Annotated in this window: 15 protein-coding genes and 1 riboswitch; of the genes, 9 read left to right on the top strand and 6 right to left on the bottom strand. The window is 36.7% G+C overall.

Annotated elements, in window-relative coordinates; genetic code table 11:
- Positions 1-164: 164 nt before the first annotated feature.
- Positions 165-1,427, top strand: a complete 1,263-nt coding sequence (locus GZH82_RS07980) for a Y-family DNA polymerase (protein WP_162682047.1) — start codon at positions 165-167, stop codon at positions 1,425-1,427.
- A gap of 542 nt (positions 1,428-1,969) precedes the next feature.
- On the opposite strand, the gene GZH82_RS07975 is transcribed toward GZH82_RS07980, so the two are convergent.
- Entirely contained in the window at positions 1,970-3,061 is a 1,092-nt protein-coding gene (locus GZH82_RS07975) for a prephenate dehydrogenase (RefSeq protein ID WP_162682046.1), read from the bottom strand.
- 141 nt (positions 3,062-3,202) lie between these two features.
- On the opposite strand from GZH82_RS07975, the gene GZH82_RS07970 reads away from it, so the two are divergent.
- The 3 genes from GZH82_RS07970 (at position 3,203) to GZH82_RS07960 (ending at position 6,967) form a co-directional block, all read left to right on the top strand.
- Entirely contained in the window at positions 3,203-4,237 is a 1,035-nt protein-coding gene (locus GZH82_RS07970; protein WP_162682045.1) for a M42 family metallopeptidase, read from the top strand.
- Between the two features lie 175 nt (positions 4,238-4,412).
- Positions 4,413-5,678 carry an aminoacyltransferase gene (locus GZH82_RS07965; RefSeq protein WP_162682044.1) on the top strand — a complete coding sequence of 422 codons (1,266 nt, stop codon included), beginning with the start codon at positions 4,413-4,415 and terminating at the stop codon, positions 5,676-5,678.
- A gap of 29 nt (positions 5,679-5,707) precedes the next feature.
- A complete protein-coding gene (locus GZH82_RS07960; RefSeq protein WP_162682043.1) occupies positions 5,708-6,967 on the top strand; it encodes an aminoacyltransferase in 1,260 nt (419 codons plus the stop codon).
- Between the two features lie 695 nt (positions 6,968-7,662).
- Here the strand turns inward: GZH82_RS07960 and GZH82_RS07955 are convergent.
- The gene (locus GZH82_RS07955) at positions 7,663-7,983 is read right to left on the bottom strand and encodes a hypothetical protein (RefSeq protein WP_162682042.1); all 321 of its coding nucleotides are present in this window, start codon (positions 7,981-7,983) and stop codon (positions 7,663-7,665) included.
- A 128-nt stretch (positions 7,984-8,111) separates the two neighbouring features.
- Here GZH82_RS07955 and pepF point away from each other — a divergent pair, with 128 nt between their 5' ends.
- Positions 8,112-9,911, top strand: coding sequence for an oligoendopeptidase F (gene pepF, locus GZH82_RS07950; protein WP_162682041.1), 1,800 nt, complete (start codon positions 8,112-8,114; stop codon positions 9,909-9,911).
- A 62-nt stretch (positions 9,912-9,973) separates the two neighbouring features.
- Here the strand turns inward: pepF and GZH82_RS07945 are convergent, their stop codons facing one another.
- The 3 genes from GZH82_RS07945 to GZH82_RS07935 form a co-directional block, all read right to left on the bottom strand.
- Positions 9,974-10,138 (bottom strand): LPXTG cell wall anchor domain-containing protein, encoded by a 165-nt coding sequence (locus tag GZH82_RS07945; RefSeq protein ID WP_162682040.1) that lies wholly within the window; start codon positions 10,136-10,138, stop codon positions 9,974-9,976.
- Between the two features lie 103 nt (positions 10,139-10,241).
- Positions 10,242-10,388, bottom strand: a complete 147-nt coding sequence (locus GZH82_RS07940) for a YSIRK-type signal peptide-containing protein (RefSeq protein ID WP_162682039.1) — start codon at positions 10,386-10,388, stop codon at positions 10,242-10,244.
- A gap of 281 nt (positions 10,389-10,669) precedes the next feature.
- Entirely contained in the window at positions 10,670-11,581 is a 912-nt protein-coding gene (locus GZH82_RS07935) for a CvfB family protein (protein WP_162682038.1), read from the bottom strand.
- Between the two features lie 200 nt (positions 11,582-11,781).
- Between GZH82_RS07935 and GZH82_RS07930 the strand changes: the two genes are divergently transcribed.
- A complete protein-coding gene (locus GZH82_RS07930) occupies positions 11,782-13,392 on the top strand; it encodes an ABC-F family ATP-binding cassette domain-containing protein (RefSeq protein ID WP_162682037.1) in 1,611 nt (536 codons plus the stop codon).
- Between the two features lie 668 nt (positions 13,393-14,060).
- Here GZH82_RS07930 and GZH82_RS07925 read toward each other — a convergent pair.
- On the bottom strand, positions 14,061-14,309 hold the full coding sequence (locus tag GZH82_RS07925; protein ID WP_162682036.1) for a type IV toxin-antitoxin system AbiEi family antitoxin domain-containing protein: 249 nt from the start codon (positions 14,307-14,309) through the stop codon (positions 14,061-14,063).
- A 261-nt stretch (positions 14,310-14,570) separates the two neighbouring features.
- Positions 14,571-14,750: riboswitch (Lysine riboswitch) on the top strand.
- 202 nt (positions 14,751-14,952) lie between these two features.
- On the opposite strand from GZH82_RS07925, the gene GZH82_RS07920 reads away from it, so the two are divergent.
- Genes GZH82_RS07920 through dapB form a run of 3 tightly spaced genes read left to right on the top strand, consistent with a single transcriptional unit; the run spans position 14,953 to position 17,540 of the window.
- Positions 14,953-15,939, top strand: coding sequence for an aspartate-semialdehyde dehydrogenase (locus GZH82_RS07920; protein ID WP_162682035.1), 987 nt, complete (start codon positions 14,953-14,955; stop codon positions 15,937-15,939).
- Positions 15,940-15,942: 3 nt separating this feature from the next.
- The gene (dapA, locus tag GZH82_RS07915) at positions 15,943-16,821 is read left to right on the top strand and encodes a 4-hydroxy-tetrahydrodipicolinate synthase (RefSeq protein ID WP_162682034.1); all 879 of its coding nucleotides are present in this window, start codon (positions 15,943-15,945) and stop codon (positions 16,819-16,821) included.
- Positions 16,818-17,540 (top strand): 4-hydroxy-tetrahydrodipicolinate reductase, encoded by a 723-nt coding sequence (gene dapB / locus GZH82_RS07910; protein WP_162682033.1) that lies wholly within the window; start codon positions 16,818-16,820, stop codon positions 17,538-17,540. Before dapA ends, dapB begins: the two co-directional genes overlap by 4 nt.
- The last annotated feature ends 11 nt before the right edge of the window (positions 17,541-17,551 follow it).

Genomic DNA, 17,551 nt, shown 5'->3' with positions numbered 1-17,551 from the left:
GGTGCGATTCATATTTTGACGTACCTGCTTTTTTGATGCGCTATATACAGCAGTAGCATTTATTTTTAAATGATTAACAGAACATATATTCTTTTTTTCTTGATTATAGAACAAGTGTTCGTTTATACTAAGAACATCAGGTTGATAAGTAAGGGTGAAATGTGATGTATGATTATCATTTATTAGAAGATAGGGACATTTTATGTATTGATCAAAAAAGTTTTTTTGCGAGTGTGTCTTGTATTGAGAAAGGGCTCGATCCACTGACGACAAAACTCGCAGTCGTTGCAGATACGAAAAGACAAGGGTCTGTTGTACTTGCTGCGACACCTCCTCTGAAAGCGATGGGGATTCAGACAGGTTCACGTTTGTTTGAAATTCCTCATCATAATGACATTTATATTATTAATCCGAGTATGCGGCGTTATTTAGAAGTGTCGCTTAAAATTTCTGAAATTGCACTCCGCTATGTGCCACCTGAAGATTTACATCAGTACAGCATTGATGAGTTTTTTATGGATGTGACGAAGAGTTACTACCGCTTCAATACGACGTTACATACGTTTTGTGAGCGTCTGATTAAAGAAATTTATGATGAAACGAAAGTGCATTGTGCGATAGGGGTTGGCTCGAATATGCTGCTCAGTAAATTAGCGCTAGATCATGAGGCGAAAAAGTGTCCGGATTATATTGCGGAATGGCGTTATCAAGATGTGCCTGACAAAGTGTGGGAAATTAAACCGCTCAGTTCGTTTTGGGGCATTGGTAAAAAGACAGAGAAGAAATTAAATCAAAGAGGGATATTTAAAATTGGACAACTGGCTCAATATCCGTATGAATATTTGAAGCGGGACTTCGGTATTTTAGGGGTGGATTGGCATCTACATGCGCATGGGATAGATCAAAGTCGGATGAATGAAACGTATCAGATCATTAATCCTTCGATATGTAAAAGTCAAATTTTACTGCGTGATTATACATATCGTGAAGCACATGTGGTCATGCAAGAGTTGATTGAAGATGTTGTCCAACGTTTGAGAGCGCGTCAGCAAATTGCACGAACGATTCATTTTTCTATGGGTTACAAAGAGGGAGGCCATGTGACGAAACAGTATACGTTACATACGGGAACGAATTTAGACCAAGACATTTATAAAGAGGTGAAGCGTTTAGCGGATATGCATTGTGATCAAGGGGCGTTGTATCGGACGCTCAGTGTATCACTCACACAATTGATGAATGAAAACGAGCGCAATCTAGATTTGTTTACGGATGAATTTCAACGGCTACGTCAAGAGAAGTTGGCGAAAACGATTGATGCATTACAAGCCAAATATGGAAGAGGCGTCGTATCAAAAGCGATTTCTTTGACTGAGCCAGGCACCAAATACGGCCGTTTAGGATTAATGGCAGGGCATCAAATGTAAAAATAACTTTGGCAGAGTCCTATCATGATGATATGGAACATAATAAGATGAGATTAGCTGTGAAGAAGTTTATGATGATAGACTTCTTCATAGTTGTTTTTTATAGTTGTAGGCTGGGACATTAAGTTTTTCAGCCGCTACTGCTCATGGATTTATGATTCATTTATAGTAATAACACAAAAATGAGGATGAGTTTGGTGAAAAAAATGCTATTGATTTGCTTCATTTCTGTAACTTGCCTTCAGTTTCCTGTATTTAATGTAAGATTGCCCAGAAGGCTGACACGCCTGAGGGGATGAGTGCGTACTGCTAACAGTCACTTCTTTACTTTAAATAGTGATAACTGTTTATCTTATCGCAGTAGCTGTCTGACTTCTCAATACTCAAGCTTTCGAGAAGTCTAGTCAGCCTTGCGGGGGCAGTACTACGAAATCTTTGTTAAATATGAGATTTCTGTACTGCTCCCAAAATCCACTAACGCCATCAATAGCATAAAAATTTTTATGTCCCATTTCCGTTCCTACACATATCAACATGAGTCTTTAACTTAAATACGTATCAAAATCAGAAAGCGCGGTCATTGCTGCGTCACGATCTTCAGCTTTTTTAAAACTAATACGTAAAGCACCATAAATATCTTCGCGCACTTCTAAAATTCGAAGGTTTCGTATAGAAATTTGATGCTGACTTAATATTTCAGTCACTTTCGAAATCATCCCCGGTTTATCAGGAATATCGACGTAAAGATCATACGTACTTTGCATCGCGCCTTTACCACGAATAGGCAGTCCATCACGGTACGTTTTAGCTTGATCGAAAAATTGATATAACGCCTCCTCATGACCTTGCTCAAGCATATCTACGGTTTGCGTGAGTTGTTGTTGAAGTTGCTTCAATGATGAGACAATATGTGCTTTATTTTCAATCGAAATGTCACGCCACATCTCAGGGTTACTACTTGCAACACGTGTAATATCTCTAAAGCCCCCTGCAGCTAAGTCTTGGATTAATGGTGCGTCCGCTGCGTAAAAGGCATTCAAATGAACAAGACTCGAAGCAATGAGATGAGGGACATGACTGACAACCCCTGTAATTTGATCATGTTCATCAGCAGTTAAATGAATAAAACGCGCGCGTGTCGGTGCAAGCAATTGTTCAATGTGTTGAGCGGCCTCTTGATTTTCTGTTAACTGATGAACAAGGATATAGTAGGCATTTTCAAAGAGATGTTTTTTCGCATTTAGAACGCCAGATTTATGACTACCTGCCATGGGGTGTCCACCGACAAGATGGATGTCTGCCGAGAGTAGTTCCTTTTCAAATGCTTGAATGGTAGATTTTGTACTCCCTGTATCAGTGACAATTAAACCAGGTTTCGTTTTCATTTGAGGAAGTTGTCTTAAATATTGCACTGTCGTTTGTACGGGTGTAGCAAAGATAACGATATCTGCTTCTTGTAAAGTCGTTTCATAATCTGAAGACGCTTGATCGATAATGCCAATGGATAAGGCACGTTCTAATTGCACGTCATGTGCATCATAAGCAGAAATCGTGATGTCTGGATGAAAATATTGAATATTACTAGCTAAACTTCCTCCTATTAAGCCTAAACCAACAAAAAACACGTGGGTCATGCTAACACCGCCTCTATTTTTATAAATATGCCATAGTTTAACATTTTAACGCGTTTAATTGCAATAGTGCTTATATGAATACGTGAGATTTTATAGAATCATCGGTACAATAGAAGTAAAGATGTAAGGGAGGACATAACAATGAATGAACCTGTGATTGAAACATTAACAGCACTGACTGCGATTAATAGCCCATCAGGTAATGCGGACCGTGCGATATCGTATGTACAGCAAACGGTGGAGTCTTATGGTTATGAAACACGGTTAACGAGAAAGGGGGGGTTATTAATTGAAGTAAAAGGCGACGATGATACAGAGAAAAAATGTATTACGGCGCATGTAGATACGTTAGGGGCAATGGTCAAAGAAATTTTAGACAATGGACGACTTCGTTTAGCATTAATTGGTGGTTTCCGTTATAACGCGATTGAAGGTGAATACTGTACGATTGAAACAGCAACAGGTCAGACGTACCGAGGGACAATACTACTGCATGAAACGTCGCCACACGTTTATGCGAATAACCATGAAATTCCTCGTGATCAAGATCATATTGAAGTCCGCATTGATGAAAAAGTGACGTCAGCCGATGAAACGCGAGCGCTAGGTATTGAAGTGGGGGATTTTGTAAGCTTTGATCCGCGTACAGAAGTGACAGCTTCAGGCTTTATTAAGTCGCGTCATTTAGATGATAAAGTCAGTGTTGCAATAATTATCGAATTTTTAAAACAGTATCGTCATCGTGAGGACCGTTTACCACATACGATTCAGTTTTATATTTCGAATAATGAAGAAATTGGTTATGGCGCAAATTCAAGTATTGACCCCCAAATAGTTGAATTTATTGCATTTGATATGGGCGCATTAGGAGATGGTCAAGCGTCTGATGAATATACGGTGTCGATTTGTGCACAAGATGCTTCAGGACCGTATCATAAACAACTACGTCACCACCTCGTAGCGTTATGTCAACAACATCAAATCCGGTATAAAGTGGATCTCTATCCATTCTATGCTTCAGATGCTTCAGCGGCGTTAAATGCAGGTGCAGATGTGAAGCATGGCCTTTTCGGTGCAGGTATTGAGTCTTCGCACGCAATGGAACGGACGCATTTGGATTCTATTAAAGCAGCGCAAGCATTATTAGAAGCTTATTGTTTTTCGAAATTAGTGTAGTCGCACCACGTCTTGTTGGCGAATTCTGATACAATACGTTAAAATGTAGAAAGACTATAAGAGTGTATATGATGGAAATGAAAAAGATTGTATGTCTTTTAAAGATAATGTAATAAGGGTATATCAGAAAATGTAATATCGCTAAAAGATATAAAGAGAAATAGGAGTATTAAAAATGAAGTTTACAAATTTAACGACGGCAGAATTCGGTGCATTCACGGATAGTATGCCATACAGCCATTTTACACAAATGGTAGGGAACTACGAGCTCAAGGTGGCAGAAGGTGTCGAGACACATCTCGTTGGTATTAAAGATAATCAAAACCAAGTATTAGCCGCTTGTTTATTAACTGCAGTACCAGTCATGAAAGTGTTCAAATACTTTTATACGAACCGCGGACCTGTGATGGATTATGAAAATCAAGAACTCGTTCATTTCTTTTTTAATGAACTCGCGAAATATGTAAAAAAATACAATGCGTTATATGTAAGAGTCGACCCATACTTGCCAATGTTAAAGCGCAATCATGATGGCGAAGTGATTGAACGATTCCAAAATGATTGGTTCTTTGACAAAATGACGCAACTCGGTTTTGAACATGAAGGCTTTACAACGGGATTTGACACAGTGAGACAAATTCGTTTCCATTCTGTATTAGATGTTGAAGGTAAAACGGCGAAAGATATAATGAACAATATGGATAGTTTGAGAAAGCGTAATACGAAAAAAGTGCAGAAAAATGGTGTGAAAGTGCGCTTTTTGGATGAGAATGAGTTACATATTTTCCGCTCGTTCATGGAAGAGACGTCGGAAACAAAAGACTTTGTAGACCGCGAAGATGACTTTTACTATCACCGCCTCAAACACTATAAAGATCGTGTACTCGTACCTTTAGCTTACATCGATTTTACAACGTATATACCAGAGCTGAAATCTGAAGAGCAAGATTTCCATAAACAAATTGCTAAAACTGAAAAAGAACTTGAGAAACGCCCAGATAACCCAAAAGCATTGAATAAAAAGAAAAATTTAATGCAACAGTTAGAAGCGAATCAAGCTAAAATTCAAGAAGCGGAACAATTACAATCGAAACATGGTGACATATTACCGATATCAGCAGGTTTCTTTATTATTAATCCGTTTGAAGTGGTGTATTATGCGGGTGGAACAGCAAATGAATTCCGTCACTTTGCAGGAAGCTATGCCGTTCAATGGGAAATGATTAACTACGCAATTGAACACCATATTCCACGCTATAACTTTTATGGCATTAGTGGTCACTTTACCGAAGATGCAGAAGACGCTGGTGTGGTCAAATTCAAAAAAGGATATAACGCAGATGTCATTGAGTACGTAGGTGATTTTATTAAACCCGTTCAAAAACCGGTCTATAAGATTTATACGACATTAAAACAGCTTAAAGAGAAGATTAAAAGATAAGATGAGTGAAGAGAAGGGGATTTATTGGTATGAAATTTACAGAATTAACAGTTGAAGAATACGACCAATTTGTTCAAAATCCTGCATTAGAAAGTCATTATTTTCAGGTGAAAGAAAATATTGCAACACGAGAAGCAGACGATTTTCAAGTGGTACTGTTAGGCGTGAAAGATGACAACAACCAAGTTTTAGCAGCGAGCTTATTTTCCAAAATTCCAACAGCAGGAAGTTATGTATATTATTCGAATCGTGGTCCGGTCATGGATTATAGCGATTTAGGGTTAGCCGATTTTTATTTAAAGGAATTAGACCAATATTTAAATAGAAACAAATGCTTATACGTCAAAATGGACCCGTATTGGATTTATCAAGTGTATGACAAAGATATTCATCCAATCGGCGACAAAATGCCTAACGATAAACTTGTGCAACTATTTAAATCACACGGTTATCGTCATCATGGTTTTACAACATCCTATGATACGTCTAGCCAAGTGAGATGGATGGGTGTGTTGGATTTAAAAGGTCACACACCACAAACGTTGAAGAAGCAATTCGATAGCCAGCGTAAACGTAATATTAATAAAGCGACTAATTTTGGTGTGAAAGTAAGATTTCTTGAAGCGGATGAATTTGAACAATTTTTAGAGTTATACCGCGAAACTGAAGAACGTGCAGGTTTTGTGTCTAAAACAGACGATTATTTCAAAAACTTTATCAACACATACGGTCATAAAGCACTCGTACCATTAGCGTATATTGATTTGGATGAGTATATTATGTCATTACAAGAAAGTTTAAATGACAAAGAAACACGCCGTGACCAAATGATGGCGAATGAAAACAAATCTGATAAGCAGATTAAGAAAATTGCAGAATTAGATAAACAAATCGACCATAATCAACAAGAGATGTTAAAAGCAAGTGAATTGCGCAAAACGGATGGCTCTGTTTTAAACTTAGCAGCAGGTGTTTATTTTGCGAATGCGTACGAAATTAATTACTTCTCTGGTGGTTCAAGTGAGAAATACAATCACTTTATGGGTCCTTACGCCATGCATTGGTTTATGATTAATTACTGCTTTGACCATGGTTATGAACGTTATAATTTTTACGGCGTATCAGGCGATTTCACTGAGAATAGTGAGGACTATGGTGTGTATCGCTTTAAACGTGGATTTGGTGTGCAAATTGAAGAACTCGTTGGTGACTTCTATAAACCAATCCATAAAGTAAAATATTTCGTGTTTGATGTGTTCAATCGATTACGCTCAAAAATTAAACGATAAACGAATGATAAAAAGCCCGTACTTTGTGCAATGCAAAGCTACCGGCTTTTTAATTTTTGGACAAATAATGCCCAATTTGAGAGTTTTAATAGATATTTTGATGGGATATAGTGAAAAAATAGATTAACTATATTTATGTTATGTCAACCTATTATTAAATGTATTGGAGTTTAAAAACCGGTCATTTGAGGAGTTACTAGAGCAAACATTTTAAGTGTAAATTCGTGTGTTTGAGTGGTTAAATAATCATTATATGTTTTTTTAATAGATAGAATCTGGCATATGGATTTTATACAATGTCGTTGCAACAATGTATCTGTATATATGATTCACTCTTTAACATCAAAATTTGTATGCATACTATGAAAACTGTTTGATATACATTTTTTATGTTTAAGTTGCGAAAATGGGTTTGACTGCTTATAACTGAGGATTTGATTCAGTCAGAATAAATCGAGAGTTATATCTACATATATAGTAAATAACGAACATAGATCCACACATATACAAGCATATATGTACCATAATGATTAAAGTGCTAAATATACTGTCTAAAGAAGTGTTAAATTTGAATGCAGTTTTTAGTTTACATAATATATATTATAGGAAGTTATGTATGGATTATCATTTTAGCCCTATTACTTATGATATGAATAAAACCCAATGACTTGAGTTCATCACTGGGTTTGTTTAAATTATGGACGATGTTGTTCAAAGCGTGCGCGTTCTTTCTCGTATTTTTTCAATTGTCGTTTTTTGCGCCAGTCACGTGTAATAAACCATAAAATGAGACTTAAAATTAAGCTCAATATTGCGACGAATGCGGCATAACCTAATAAAGGTTCATAACGAATTGGTTTAAAGTTTGGCAAAATGAATGCTAAAGCACCGAGTACAATGAACATGATGATGGCTGTAATGAACCATTTGTTAAGGACAAGTGTACAAAACAATGTTAAAAGAACCATGATGAGAAGTGTGATCCAAAGATAGTTTGGCATGTCTAAAATGGCCATGTATGAACCTCCTTTTTGTATTTTGCATTCATTATACTAGATTTTTAATGGCTCGGATAATGATTTCACATGTGAAAAGATGTTAAAAAACGTTATAATGAAATTATATATACTAAGGAGGTTTTATTATGTCACAAAAACTACCACATCGTTCAGAAGTTGCTACAGCAGAAACTTGGGATTTGACTGATTTATATCCTAATTCGGAAAGCTATGAACAAGCGCTCAAATCATTGCCACAAGAAGCTCAAGCATTTAAAGCCCAATACGAAAACCAGCTCAATACAGTTGAAAATATTGAAAAAGGTTTAAATACATATGCGCAATTGCTCGTTGAATTGGAGCGTGCGGGTAACTATGCGGAACTACTACATAGCGTCGATACGTCAGATGCTGAAAGACAACGTTTAAATGCCCTATTTTCTACACAATACGGCAAAGTTTTAAGCCAGCTTACATTTGTTGAATCAGAATTATTAAATCTCGATGATGCTGTAATGCAACAAGCGATTTCAGAGTTAGATTACGGCTATTATTTAACACAATTACAAAAGAAAAAGCCACATCAACTCCATCCTAAAGCTGAAGAAGCACTTGCGAGTATGTCGCCAGCTTTAGACGTGCCATATGATATTTATGGTGTGACGAAAATGTTAGATATTGATTTCGGTACATTTGAAGTCAACGGTAAAACATATGATATGGATTATACGACATTTGAAGGTTATTACGAAGATCATGACGATACAGCGCTTCGTCGTGCAAGTTTCCGTCATTTTAGCGATACAATTAAAAAGTATGAACATACGACTGCTGCAGCGTATAATGCACAAGTTCAACGTGAAAAGCTCGAGGCTGACTTGCGTGGTTATGATTCGGTCATTGAATATTTATTGGAAGAACAAGATGTTACTTTAGAAATGTATCACCGTCAAATTGATTTAATCATGTCCGATTTAGCGCCAATGATGCGTAAATATGCGAAACTTGTTCAACAAGCTAACGATTTAGATGAACTAAAATTTGAAGACTTAAAAATCTCTATCGATCCTACTTTTGAACCAGAAATTACAATTGAAGAGTCTAAAAAATACATTTTTGGTGCGTTAGATGTATTAGGTTCAGAATATGTCGACATGTTGCACCAAGCGTATGAAGCGCGTTGGATTGACTTTCCTCAAAATAAAGGAAAAGAAACAGGTGCTTATTGTGCGAGCCCTTATGCATCACATAGCTATATCTTTATTTCGTGGACAGGTAAAATGACTGAAGCGTTTGTCTTAGCACATGAACTAGGCCATGCCGGACACTTTACATTTGCGCAAAAGCATCAAAATTATTTACAATCTGATGCGTCTATGTATTTTGTTGAAGCGCCATCGACAATGAATGAAATGTTAATGTTGAATTACTTATTTAAAAACAGTAATGATGCTCGTTTCAAACGTTGGGCAATCGCATCGATTATTTCTCGTACGTACTATCATAATATGGTGACACACTTACTTGAAGCTGCATACCAACGTGAAGTATATCAACGTGTCGATCAAGGCGAATCACTCAGCGCCCCTACTTTAAATGCGATTAAACGACATGTCATCGAACAATTCTGGGGAGATACAGTGACTATTACAGATGGTGCTGAATTGACTTGGATGCGTCAACCTCATTACTATATGGGCTTATACTCATACACGTATTCTGCCGGTTTAACAATTGGTACGATTATGGCACAACGTATTAAAAATGAAGGTGAGCCTGCTGTTCAAGATTGGTTGAACACACTGAGTGCAGGTGGAAGTAAGTCCCCTGTTGAATTGGCACAACTCGCTGGTATTGATGTCACAACAGATCAACCACTTAAAGATACGATTGCTTATATTGGCGAATTGGTGGACGAATTAGAATCATTAACGACTGAAATTTAATATATAGTGAAACCCCTCATTGCACATCATAGCGTAATAAGGGGTTTTAATGTCAAGCTTATTTAATCGAAGAACGGATTTCGTTTAAATGATCGACGTAATAAATCAAGTCCTAATAGACTGAGTAAACCACCGAAGATTAAAGCAAATGATTGTGATGATGATTCACCTGTTTCAGGAACCACTTCGTCAGTTGTAGACGATGATGATTTGTTTGATTCCGTCATCTTGCTATGCGCTTTTTCTAGAATAGAAAGCGACGCCGTTATCCCATGTTAGATTGAATGAATTTTACACCGTCGATATATTGAATGTTAAGAGTTTCGTTAGTTATACTTTGTCCTCTTGTGCTGCTGTGCTCAGTTCTGAAGACTCGGCATCATGTGCATGTCCTACAATAAATAATGTCCCTAATAAGAATGATGCGACGCCAAGTTTATGTTTTCGTATACTATATATGTTTTTGTTTGTAATCAATTTATTCACCTCTTTTTTTCTTTATCTCATGTTTTATACAACATTTATTAACACATTAATCGCTATTATATATTGTTCTGTTTTAAACGATAATATAAGAACTCTAAGTTAATAAACATTTAAGGATTTCAAGAATGAAGTTGATAGAGATAAACTAAGTGAATTTTAGTGTAAAAATGGTATGGTTGTAGGTTGATTTGACATTTGTGTGAGTGTTATATGTGGTATTTAAAGTGAAAAAGAGACTCACCACTTAAGGCAAGCCTCTAATGAATCATTAACTATTTATTTTCTGCACGTGACCAACCTTTACGTGTCAAACTGATTTTACCTGTTTCAATGTTGATGAGGCGTTGTTTGTATAAATGACCAATTGCACGTTTGAATGCACCTTTGCTCATATTGAATACTTCTTTAATTGCTTCAGGGCTAGATTTATCCCAGAATGGTAACTCACCTTCATATTCTACGAGTAGGTTAAATATTTTTTCGCCATCGTCATCTAAACGTTCGTGTGCAAGTGGTAAAAATGAACCGTTTAACTCCCCTTTATCATTCACGCCAATAATACGGACATCACATGCTTGGCCTAAACGAGGTTCTTCTTGACGTTCTGACTCATGAACAAAAATTTTATAACCGTCTTCTGATAATAAAAATGTGCCAACCCGTAATAAACGGTAAGGACGTGCTTTCATCATTTGATTGCGCATTTCTTCATGTTTGTCTGCTGCGACAGGTGTAAACATTTGATGGACTGTCGTTTCTGAAGCTAAACGTGCAAACATTTGTCTGTCGCGGTCAATACGCAATGTACACAATACTTCGTCGCCTTTTTCTGGCCATAATGACTTCAATTTAGGTAGATCTTCCCATGGTATTAATACTTCACGAGGCAATCCAACATCTACACGAGCTCCATCACGATCTGTGTTTAACACGCGTACAAAATCATAACGTCCAACAGTAATATCTGGCATGTTTTGAGTCGCAAACAAATCGCCAGAACGGTTAGGGTAAACGAAAAAGCTATACGACTCCCCTATTTCTAAATCATCATCTTCATTAACTTCAGATGCATTTAATTTAATCTTTTCTCGGTTTGGACCTTCTAAGTGATACGTAGAACCTTCAAGTGACTTCACTTCTAGAAATTCTATCGTCCCAATAATTTCATTTTCTTTAAATGACATAACTTACTCCTCTTTAATTTATAAGTTATTGCTATTATAGCATGTCGATGAGTGATAAGCAGTGAAATAATGAAATCTCTTGAACAATGTATATGTTTTTAGCCAAGACTACGATAGAAAATACAATAGAAATTAGATTTATAAGGCATTCTCATGATATAATGCATCCATTAGAATAAATGAATTAAAGGAGAAAATGCATGTTACAAGTTACGGATGTAAGTTTACGTTTTGGTGATCGTAAATTATTTGAAGATGTGAACATTAAGTTTACACCAGGAAATTGTTACGGTTTAATTGGTGCGAATGGTGCCGGAAAATCTACTTTCTTAAAAATCTTATCAGGTGAAATTGATTCACAAACAGGTCACGTGTCACTCGGTAAAGATGAGCGTTTGGCAGTCCTTAAACAGGATCACTTTGCTTATGAAGATGAACGCGTGTTAGATGTGGTAATTAAAGGTCATGAACGTTTATTTGAAGTGATGCAAGAAAAAGATGCCATTTATATGAAACCTGATTTCAGTGACGAAGATGGCATTCGTGCAGCTGAACTTGAAGGCGAATTTGCTGAAATGAATGGTTGGAACGCGGAATCTGATGCTGCAACATTATTATCTGGTCTAGGAATTGGTACGGACTTGCACGATAAAACAATGTCAGAGCTTGAAAATAACCAAAAAGTGAAAGTGTTACTCGCGCAAAGTTTATTCGGTGAGCCTGATGTACTATTACTGGATGAGCCGACAAACGGTTTGGACATTCAAGCGATCAGTTGGTTAGAGGACTTTTTAATTAACTTTGAAAATACAGTTATCGTTGTATCCCATGACCGACACTTTTTAAATAATGTATGTACGCATATTGCTGACTTAGACTTCGGTAAAATTAAAGTTTATGTCGGAAACTATGACTTCTGGTATCAGTCAAGTCAATTAGCGCAAAAAATGGCACAAGAACAAAATAAGAAAAAAGAAGAGAAAATTAAGGAGTTACAAGACTTTATTGCACGTTTCTCTGCCAATGCATCTAAGTCTAAACAAGCTACGAGCCGTAAAAAACAACTTGAGAAAATTGAATTGGATGACATTCAACCGTCTTCACGTCGTTATCCTTTCGTAAAATTCACACCAGAACGTGAGATTGGTAATGATTTATTATTTGTTGAAAACCTTTCTAAAACAATTGACGGTGAAAAAGTGTTAGATTCATTGTCATTCACGATGAATCCGAACGACAAAGCTGTATTAATGGGTGAAAGTGAAATCGCGAAAACGACACTACTTAAAATTTTAGCAGGCGAAATGGAACCGGATGAAGGCAGCTATAAATGGGGTGTGACAACTTCTCAAAGCTACTTTCCTAAAGATAACTCAGCGTATTTTGAAGGCGTTGACATGAACTTAGTAGATTGGTTAAGACAATATGCGCCAGAAAATGAACAAACTGAAACATTTTTACGTGGTTTCTTGGGACGTATGTTATTCAGTGGTGAAGAAGTGAAGAAAAAAGCAAGCGTTCTTTCAGGTGGTGAGAAAGTGCGTTGTATGTTAAGTAAAATGATGCTTTCTAGTGCGAATGTATTGTTATTAGATGAGCCAACGAACCATTTAGATTTGGAAAGTATTACATCTGTCAATGAAGGTTTGAAATCATTTAAAGGGTCTATGATTTTCACATCTCATGACTTTGAGTTTATTAATACGATTGCGAACCGTGTTATCGATTTAGATGTGCCTGGTGGTTTATCGAAAGAAATTTCTTACGAGGCGTACTTAGAAGAAAAAGGTATTTTAAAATCTAAAGCATAAAATTTTTTTAACGGGATGATATGATGTCATCTCGTTTTTAATTTATCATTGATTCATTGAAATGGATAATGAGAATTTATCTTTAGGTTATTGAGAGAATGAGCTTAATTGTTTAAATATTTCTACCAAGACGCTTGTAACCTCCTTATATTATATGTTCCCTATATATGGATTTCTCTAATATAGTTTCGCCATTTTTGCTTTAAACTTTCATCTTCACTAATATCTTTTTAAAATTTTTTCGAGTCGTCTATATTTTCTTGTGAATGTCTGACTTTAGATGTGGTTTGAAGTGCTTTCTTTAAGATATTTAGGCTTATGCCATCTTTTAAATCGATAGAGAATATGTCTTTAATCATATTCGTTATGTTTTCTTTTTTAGAGGGAGACCCATAATGGTCACATCAATATCCATTGTAGTCCTGTTATCAATACCAATTAAGGATGATATGAGAAACCCCCTTTCATAATAAATGAGTGGCGATAATTAGATTTTTCAATTCTTTCTAAAACGCGTTAAAAAGAACATATGTAAGACTTCTTGAGCTTTTAAATGTTTTGTGTTAGCTATATGTTTGATTTTTCCTTTGATTTGTTCCCTTGATCTCATACGAGCACCTCTATATACCTGCGTATTGCTTTCTCAATCTTCAGTTTTCCTCCATATTTTATGAGTTTTCTTGTAAGGCAGTATGATAAGAATATATCACCTTGTCACTTCGCTGTTGCAAAAGCGCATAGTCATCTGTCATTTCTTCATATAGAGCATAGACGCCGTGTTTTACGCGTTGGATTTTATTTTGGTTTGCAAGATACGACAATTTAAAGCGACTTACACCATGTTTTTCGGCTTCATGAATAGAGATAAACCCCTTCTCATCTGAAATTTTTTCTAAAATCATTGTTTGATCTATCATTTGTCATGCTTCTTTAGTACACATTTGTGCTTTAATTATAAAAATATTAACGCACAAATGTGTAATGAAAACATATCAACAATTCATTTTGTATCTTTGAATGTTTGCCTTTCAAACTCGATTCAACAACACGTTGCTTATTGAAAAGTCGTCAATAGAATCAAAAAGAATACTGAAAATCTTGATGTATTTTAAAATTTTACGTTTTTCTGTTTACACGTGATGACATTCTATGTATAATGGTATCCATAATAATTGAATAGTTACTGATGAGGCGCATCGATCATAAGTAGATATATTGAAATCATGTCTGCAAGCATTGTATATCGAAAGGGTGAGATGCCGAAACGAACAGTATTGCAGGTGCTTGTTTGTTGGATTCTCTGGTTAAGAGCTAAGAATCTGTCATTATTGTTTAAATAATGGAGTGCATCACTTGTATATAGAGTTAACAAGTTCGCACGCCGAGCTTGTTTTTTATTTATCCTTTTTGAAGTGGTACAGATGTGACATCCCCCACTTTCTGAAATGTGCTCTATTTACAAACGTAATGTGCCAATCTGTAATATAAATCGTTCAATTATTGTCTAAATTTTAAGAACATTACAATACTTGTGAATTGAAAAAAATGGAGTGAAGTGGAATGACAAAATTAGCAGTTGTAGGTGCAACAGGATTAGTAGGAACAAAGATTTTAGAAACACTTGATCGTAAAGGCATCGCCTTTGATGAACTCGTGCTTTTTTCTTCAGCGCGTTCAGCAGGTCAAGAAGTAACGTTTCAAGGTCAGACATATGTCGTACAAGAATTAACTGATGAAGCAACGGATGGTGGTTTTGATTACGTCTTAATGAGTGCGGGTGGCGGTACGAGTGCCCATTTTGCCCCACTGTTTGAATCACACGGTGCAATCATTATTGATAATTCAAGTCAATGGCGTATGACGGAAGATGTTGACCTTGTCGTACCTGAAGTCAACGCCCCTACTTTTAAAAGAGGTATTATTGCTAACCCTAACTGTTCAACGATTCAATCGGTCGTACCACTAAAACCATTGCAAGAAAAATATGGGTTAAAGCGCGTGGCATACACGACTTATCAAGCGGTATCGGGTTCAGGTATGAAAGGTAAAAAAGATTTGGAAGACGGTCCAAAAGGTGTGGCACCTCAAGCTTACCCACATCCGATATATAACAACGTATTACCACACATCGATGTCTTTTTAGAAGATGGCTATACAAAAGAAGAACAAAAAATGATTGATGAAACAAGAAAGATTTTAAATGAACCGACTTTAAATGTCACAGCAACTTGTGTACGTGTACCGGTACAAGATAGCCATAGTGTCCATATGAATGTGACGCTAGACCAACCGGCAACAGTGGAAGCTATTCAAGCGCTTTTTGAACAAGATGCGCGTGTTGTCCTCGTAGATAACCCAGCAAAAAATGAATATCCAATGGCGATTCATTCAACAGGTCGTGATGAAGTGTTTGTTGGACGTATTCGTAAAGACGATTCGTTAGATAATACATTCCACATTTGGGTCACTTCAGACAATTTATTAAAAGGTGCTGCGCTCAATGCAGTTCAAGTGTTAGAACAGGTACTTAAATTGAAAGGAGCATAAATTATGTCACATATTTTTGAAGGTACAGGTGTCGCTTTAATCACCCCTTTTTCGAATGGTGAAGTTGATTATGAAGCGATAAAAAGCCAGGTCCAATTTTTAATCGATAATGGTATTCAATCCATTGTAGTTAACGGTACGACAGCTGAAAATCCAACTTTAACAGATGAAGAAAAAGATCGTATTTTAACAACAGTAATAGAAGAAAATGCGCAACGTGTTCCGATTATTGTTGGAACTGGGACGAATAACACGAAAAAATCAATCGAAGCGTCGTTACATGCAAAAGCATTAGGTGCAGATGCGATTATGCTCATCACACCGTATTACTTAAAAACGAGTCAACGTGGGTTAATCGCCCATTTTGAAGCCATTGCGAATGCGACAGAACTGCCTGTAGTCCTTTATAATGTGCCATCAAGAACAAACTCAACAATCGAAGTGGATACAGTTGTTCGTTTAAGTGAGAATCCTTATATCGTTGCATTAAAAGATGCGACCGATGATTTTAATTATTTAGCAGAACTTCGACAACGTGTAGATACAGACAAGTTTGCATTGTATAGTGGAAACGATGATAATATTGTGTCATATTATGAACAAGGTGGTCATGGTGTCATTTCGGTCGTTGCGAATGTCATTCCGAATGAATTCCAACAAATTTATACAAACGTTAAGGATCGAGAAGCGCGATTTGAACCGATTGCTACCCTTCTTGATGCGATGAGTGTCGATATTAATCCCATTCCGATTAAATATTTGGCAGCGTTAGAAGGCTTTGGGCAATATGAGGTTCGATTGCCATTAGTACCACTGAATGACGAAGAACAACAACAGTTAAAAGCAGTTTACCATCAATTTAAAGCAGGTGTTCGTACATGAAAATTCTATTAATTGGATATGGTGCAATGAACCAACGTGTCGCGCGATTAGCTGAAGCGAACGGACATGACATTGTAGGAGTGATTGCAGGTCGTTCAACGGATCATGTGCCCTATCCGATTTATCAAAAAATCAGTGAAGTGACAGATGCGGATGTTGCGATTGACTTTTCACATCCTCAATTGTTACTGCCATTATTAGAAGAAGATTTCACACTGCCCCTTGTCATTGCAACAACGGGTGAAAAGACACAAATTACTGATAAACTTCAAGCGTTAAGTGATAAGATGCCAGTATTTTTCAGTGCCAATATGAGTTATGGTGTCCATGTACTTACTAAAATATTAGAAGCGGCAGTGCCTTTACTCCAAGACTTTGATATTGAATTAACGGAAGCGCATCATAATCAAAAAGTGGATGCACCAAGTGGCACGCTCGTTAAACTTTATGATGTAATTGAATCGCTACGACAAGATGTCACACCGGTTTATGACAGGAGTCAACATGATGCCAAACGTACGAAAAATGAAATCGGTATTCACACCGTGCGTGGGGGTACAATTGTCGGTGAACATGATGTCTTATTTGCAGGAACAGATGAAACGATTACCCTCTCTCACCGTGCCCAGTCGAAAGATATTTTTGCGAATGGCGCGTTAGGTGCAGCAGAAAAGTTAATTCACCGTCAACCAGGGTATTATACATTTGATAACTTATAAAAGGAGCGTAT

It is taken from the genome of Staphylococcus sp. MI 10-1553 (assembly GCF_010365305.1).
Lineage (GTDB): Bacteria > Bacillota > Bacilli > Staphylococcales > Staphylococcaceae > Staphylococcus.
The sequence above is the reverse complement of the archived record's forward strand: the minus strand, read 5'-3'. Positions and strand labels throughout refer to the sequence as shown.

Bases quoted from the DNA above. Each gene is read 5' to 3' on its own strand.
- GZH82_RS07955 (WP_162682042.1), bottom strand. From the start codon at position 7,983: ATGGCCATTTTAGACATGCCAAACTATCTTTGGATCACACTTCTCATC.
- GZH82_RS07925 (WP_162682036.1), bottom strand. From the start codon at position 14,309: ATGATAGATCAAACAATGATTTTAGAAAAAATTTCAGATGAGAAGGGG.
- GZH82_RS07920 (WP_162682035.1), top strand. From the start codon at position 14,953: ATGACAAAATTAGCAGTTGTAGGTGCAACAGGATTAGTAGGAACAAAG.
- dapB (WP_162682033.1), top strand. From the start codon at position 16,818: ATGAAAATTCTATTAATTGGATATGGTGCAATGAACCAACGTGTCGCG.
- GZH82_RS07930 (WP_162682037.1), top strand. From the start codon at position 11,782: ATGTTACAAGTTACGGATGTAAGTTTACGTTTTGGTGATCGTAAATTA.
- GZH82_RS07965 (WP_162682044.1), top strand. From the start codon at position 4,413: ATGAAGTTTACAAATTTAACGACGGCAGAATTCGGTGCATTCACGGAT.
- GZH82_RS07975 (WP_162682046.1), bottom strand. From the start codon at position 3,061: ATGACCCACGTGTTTTTTGTTGGTTTAGGCTTAATAGGAGGAAGTTTA.
- GZH82_RS07960 (WP_162682043.1), top strand. From the start codon at position 5,708: ATGAAATTTACAGAATTAACAGTTGAAGAATACGACCAATTTGTTCAA.
- GZH82_RS07935 (WP_162682038.1), bottom strand. From the start codon at position 11,581: ATGTCATTTAAAGAAAATGAAATTATTGGGACGATAGAATTTCTAGAA.
- pepF (WP_162682041.1), top strand. From the start codon at position 8,112: ATGTCACAAAAACTACCACATCGTTCAGAAGTTGCTACAGCAGAAACT.
- dapA (WP_162682034.1), top strand. From the start codon at position 15,943: ATGTCACATATTTTTGAAGGTACAGGTGTCGCTTTAATCACCCCTTTT.
- GZH82_RS07980 (WP_162682047.1), top strand. From the start codon at position 165: ATGTATGATTATCATTTATTAGAAGATAGGGACATTTTATGTATTGAT.
- GZH82_RS07970 (WP_162682045.1), top strand. From the start codon at position 3,203: ATGAATGAACCTGTGATTGAAACATTAACAGCACTGACTGCGATTAAT.
- GZH82_RS07945 (WP_162682040.1), bottom strand. From the start codon at position 10,138: ATGACGGAATCAAACAAATCATCATCGTCTACAACTGACGAAGTGGTT.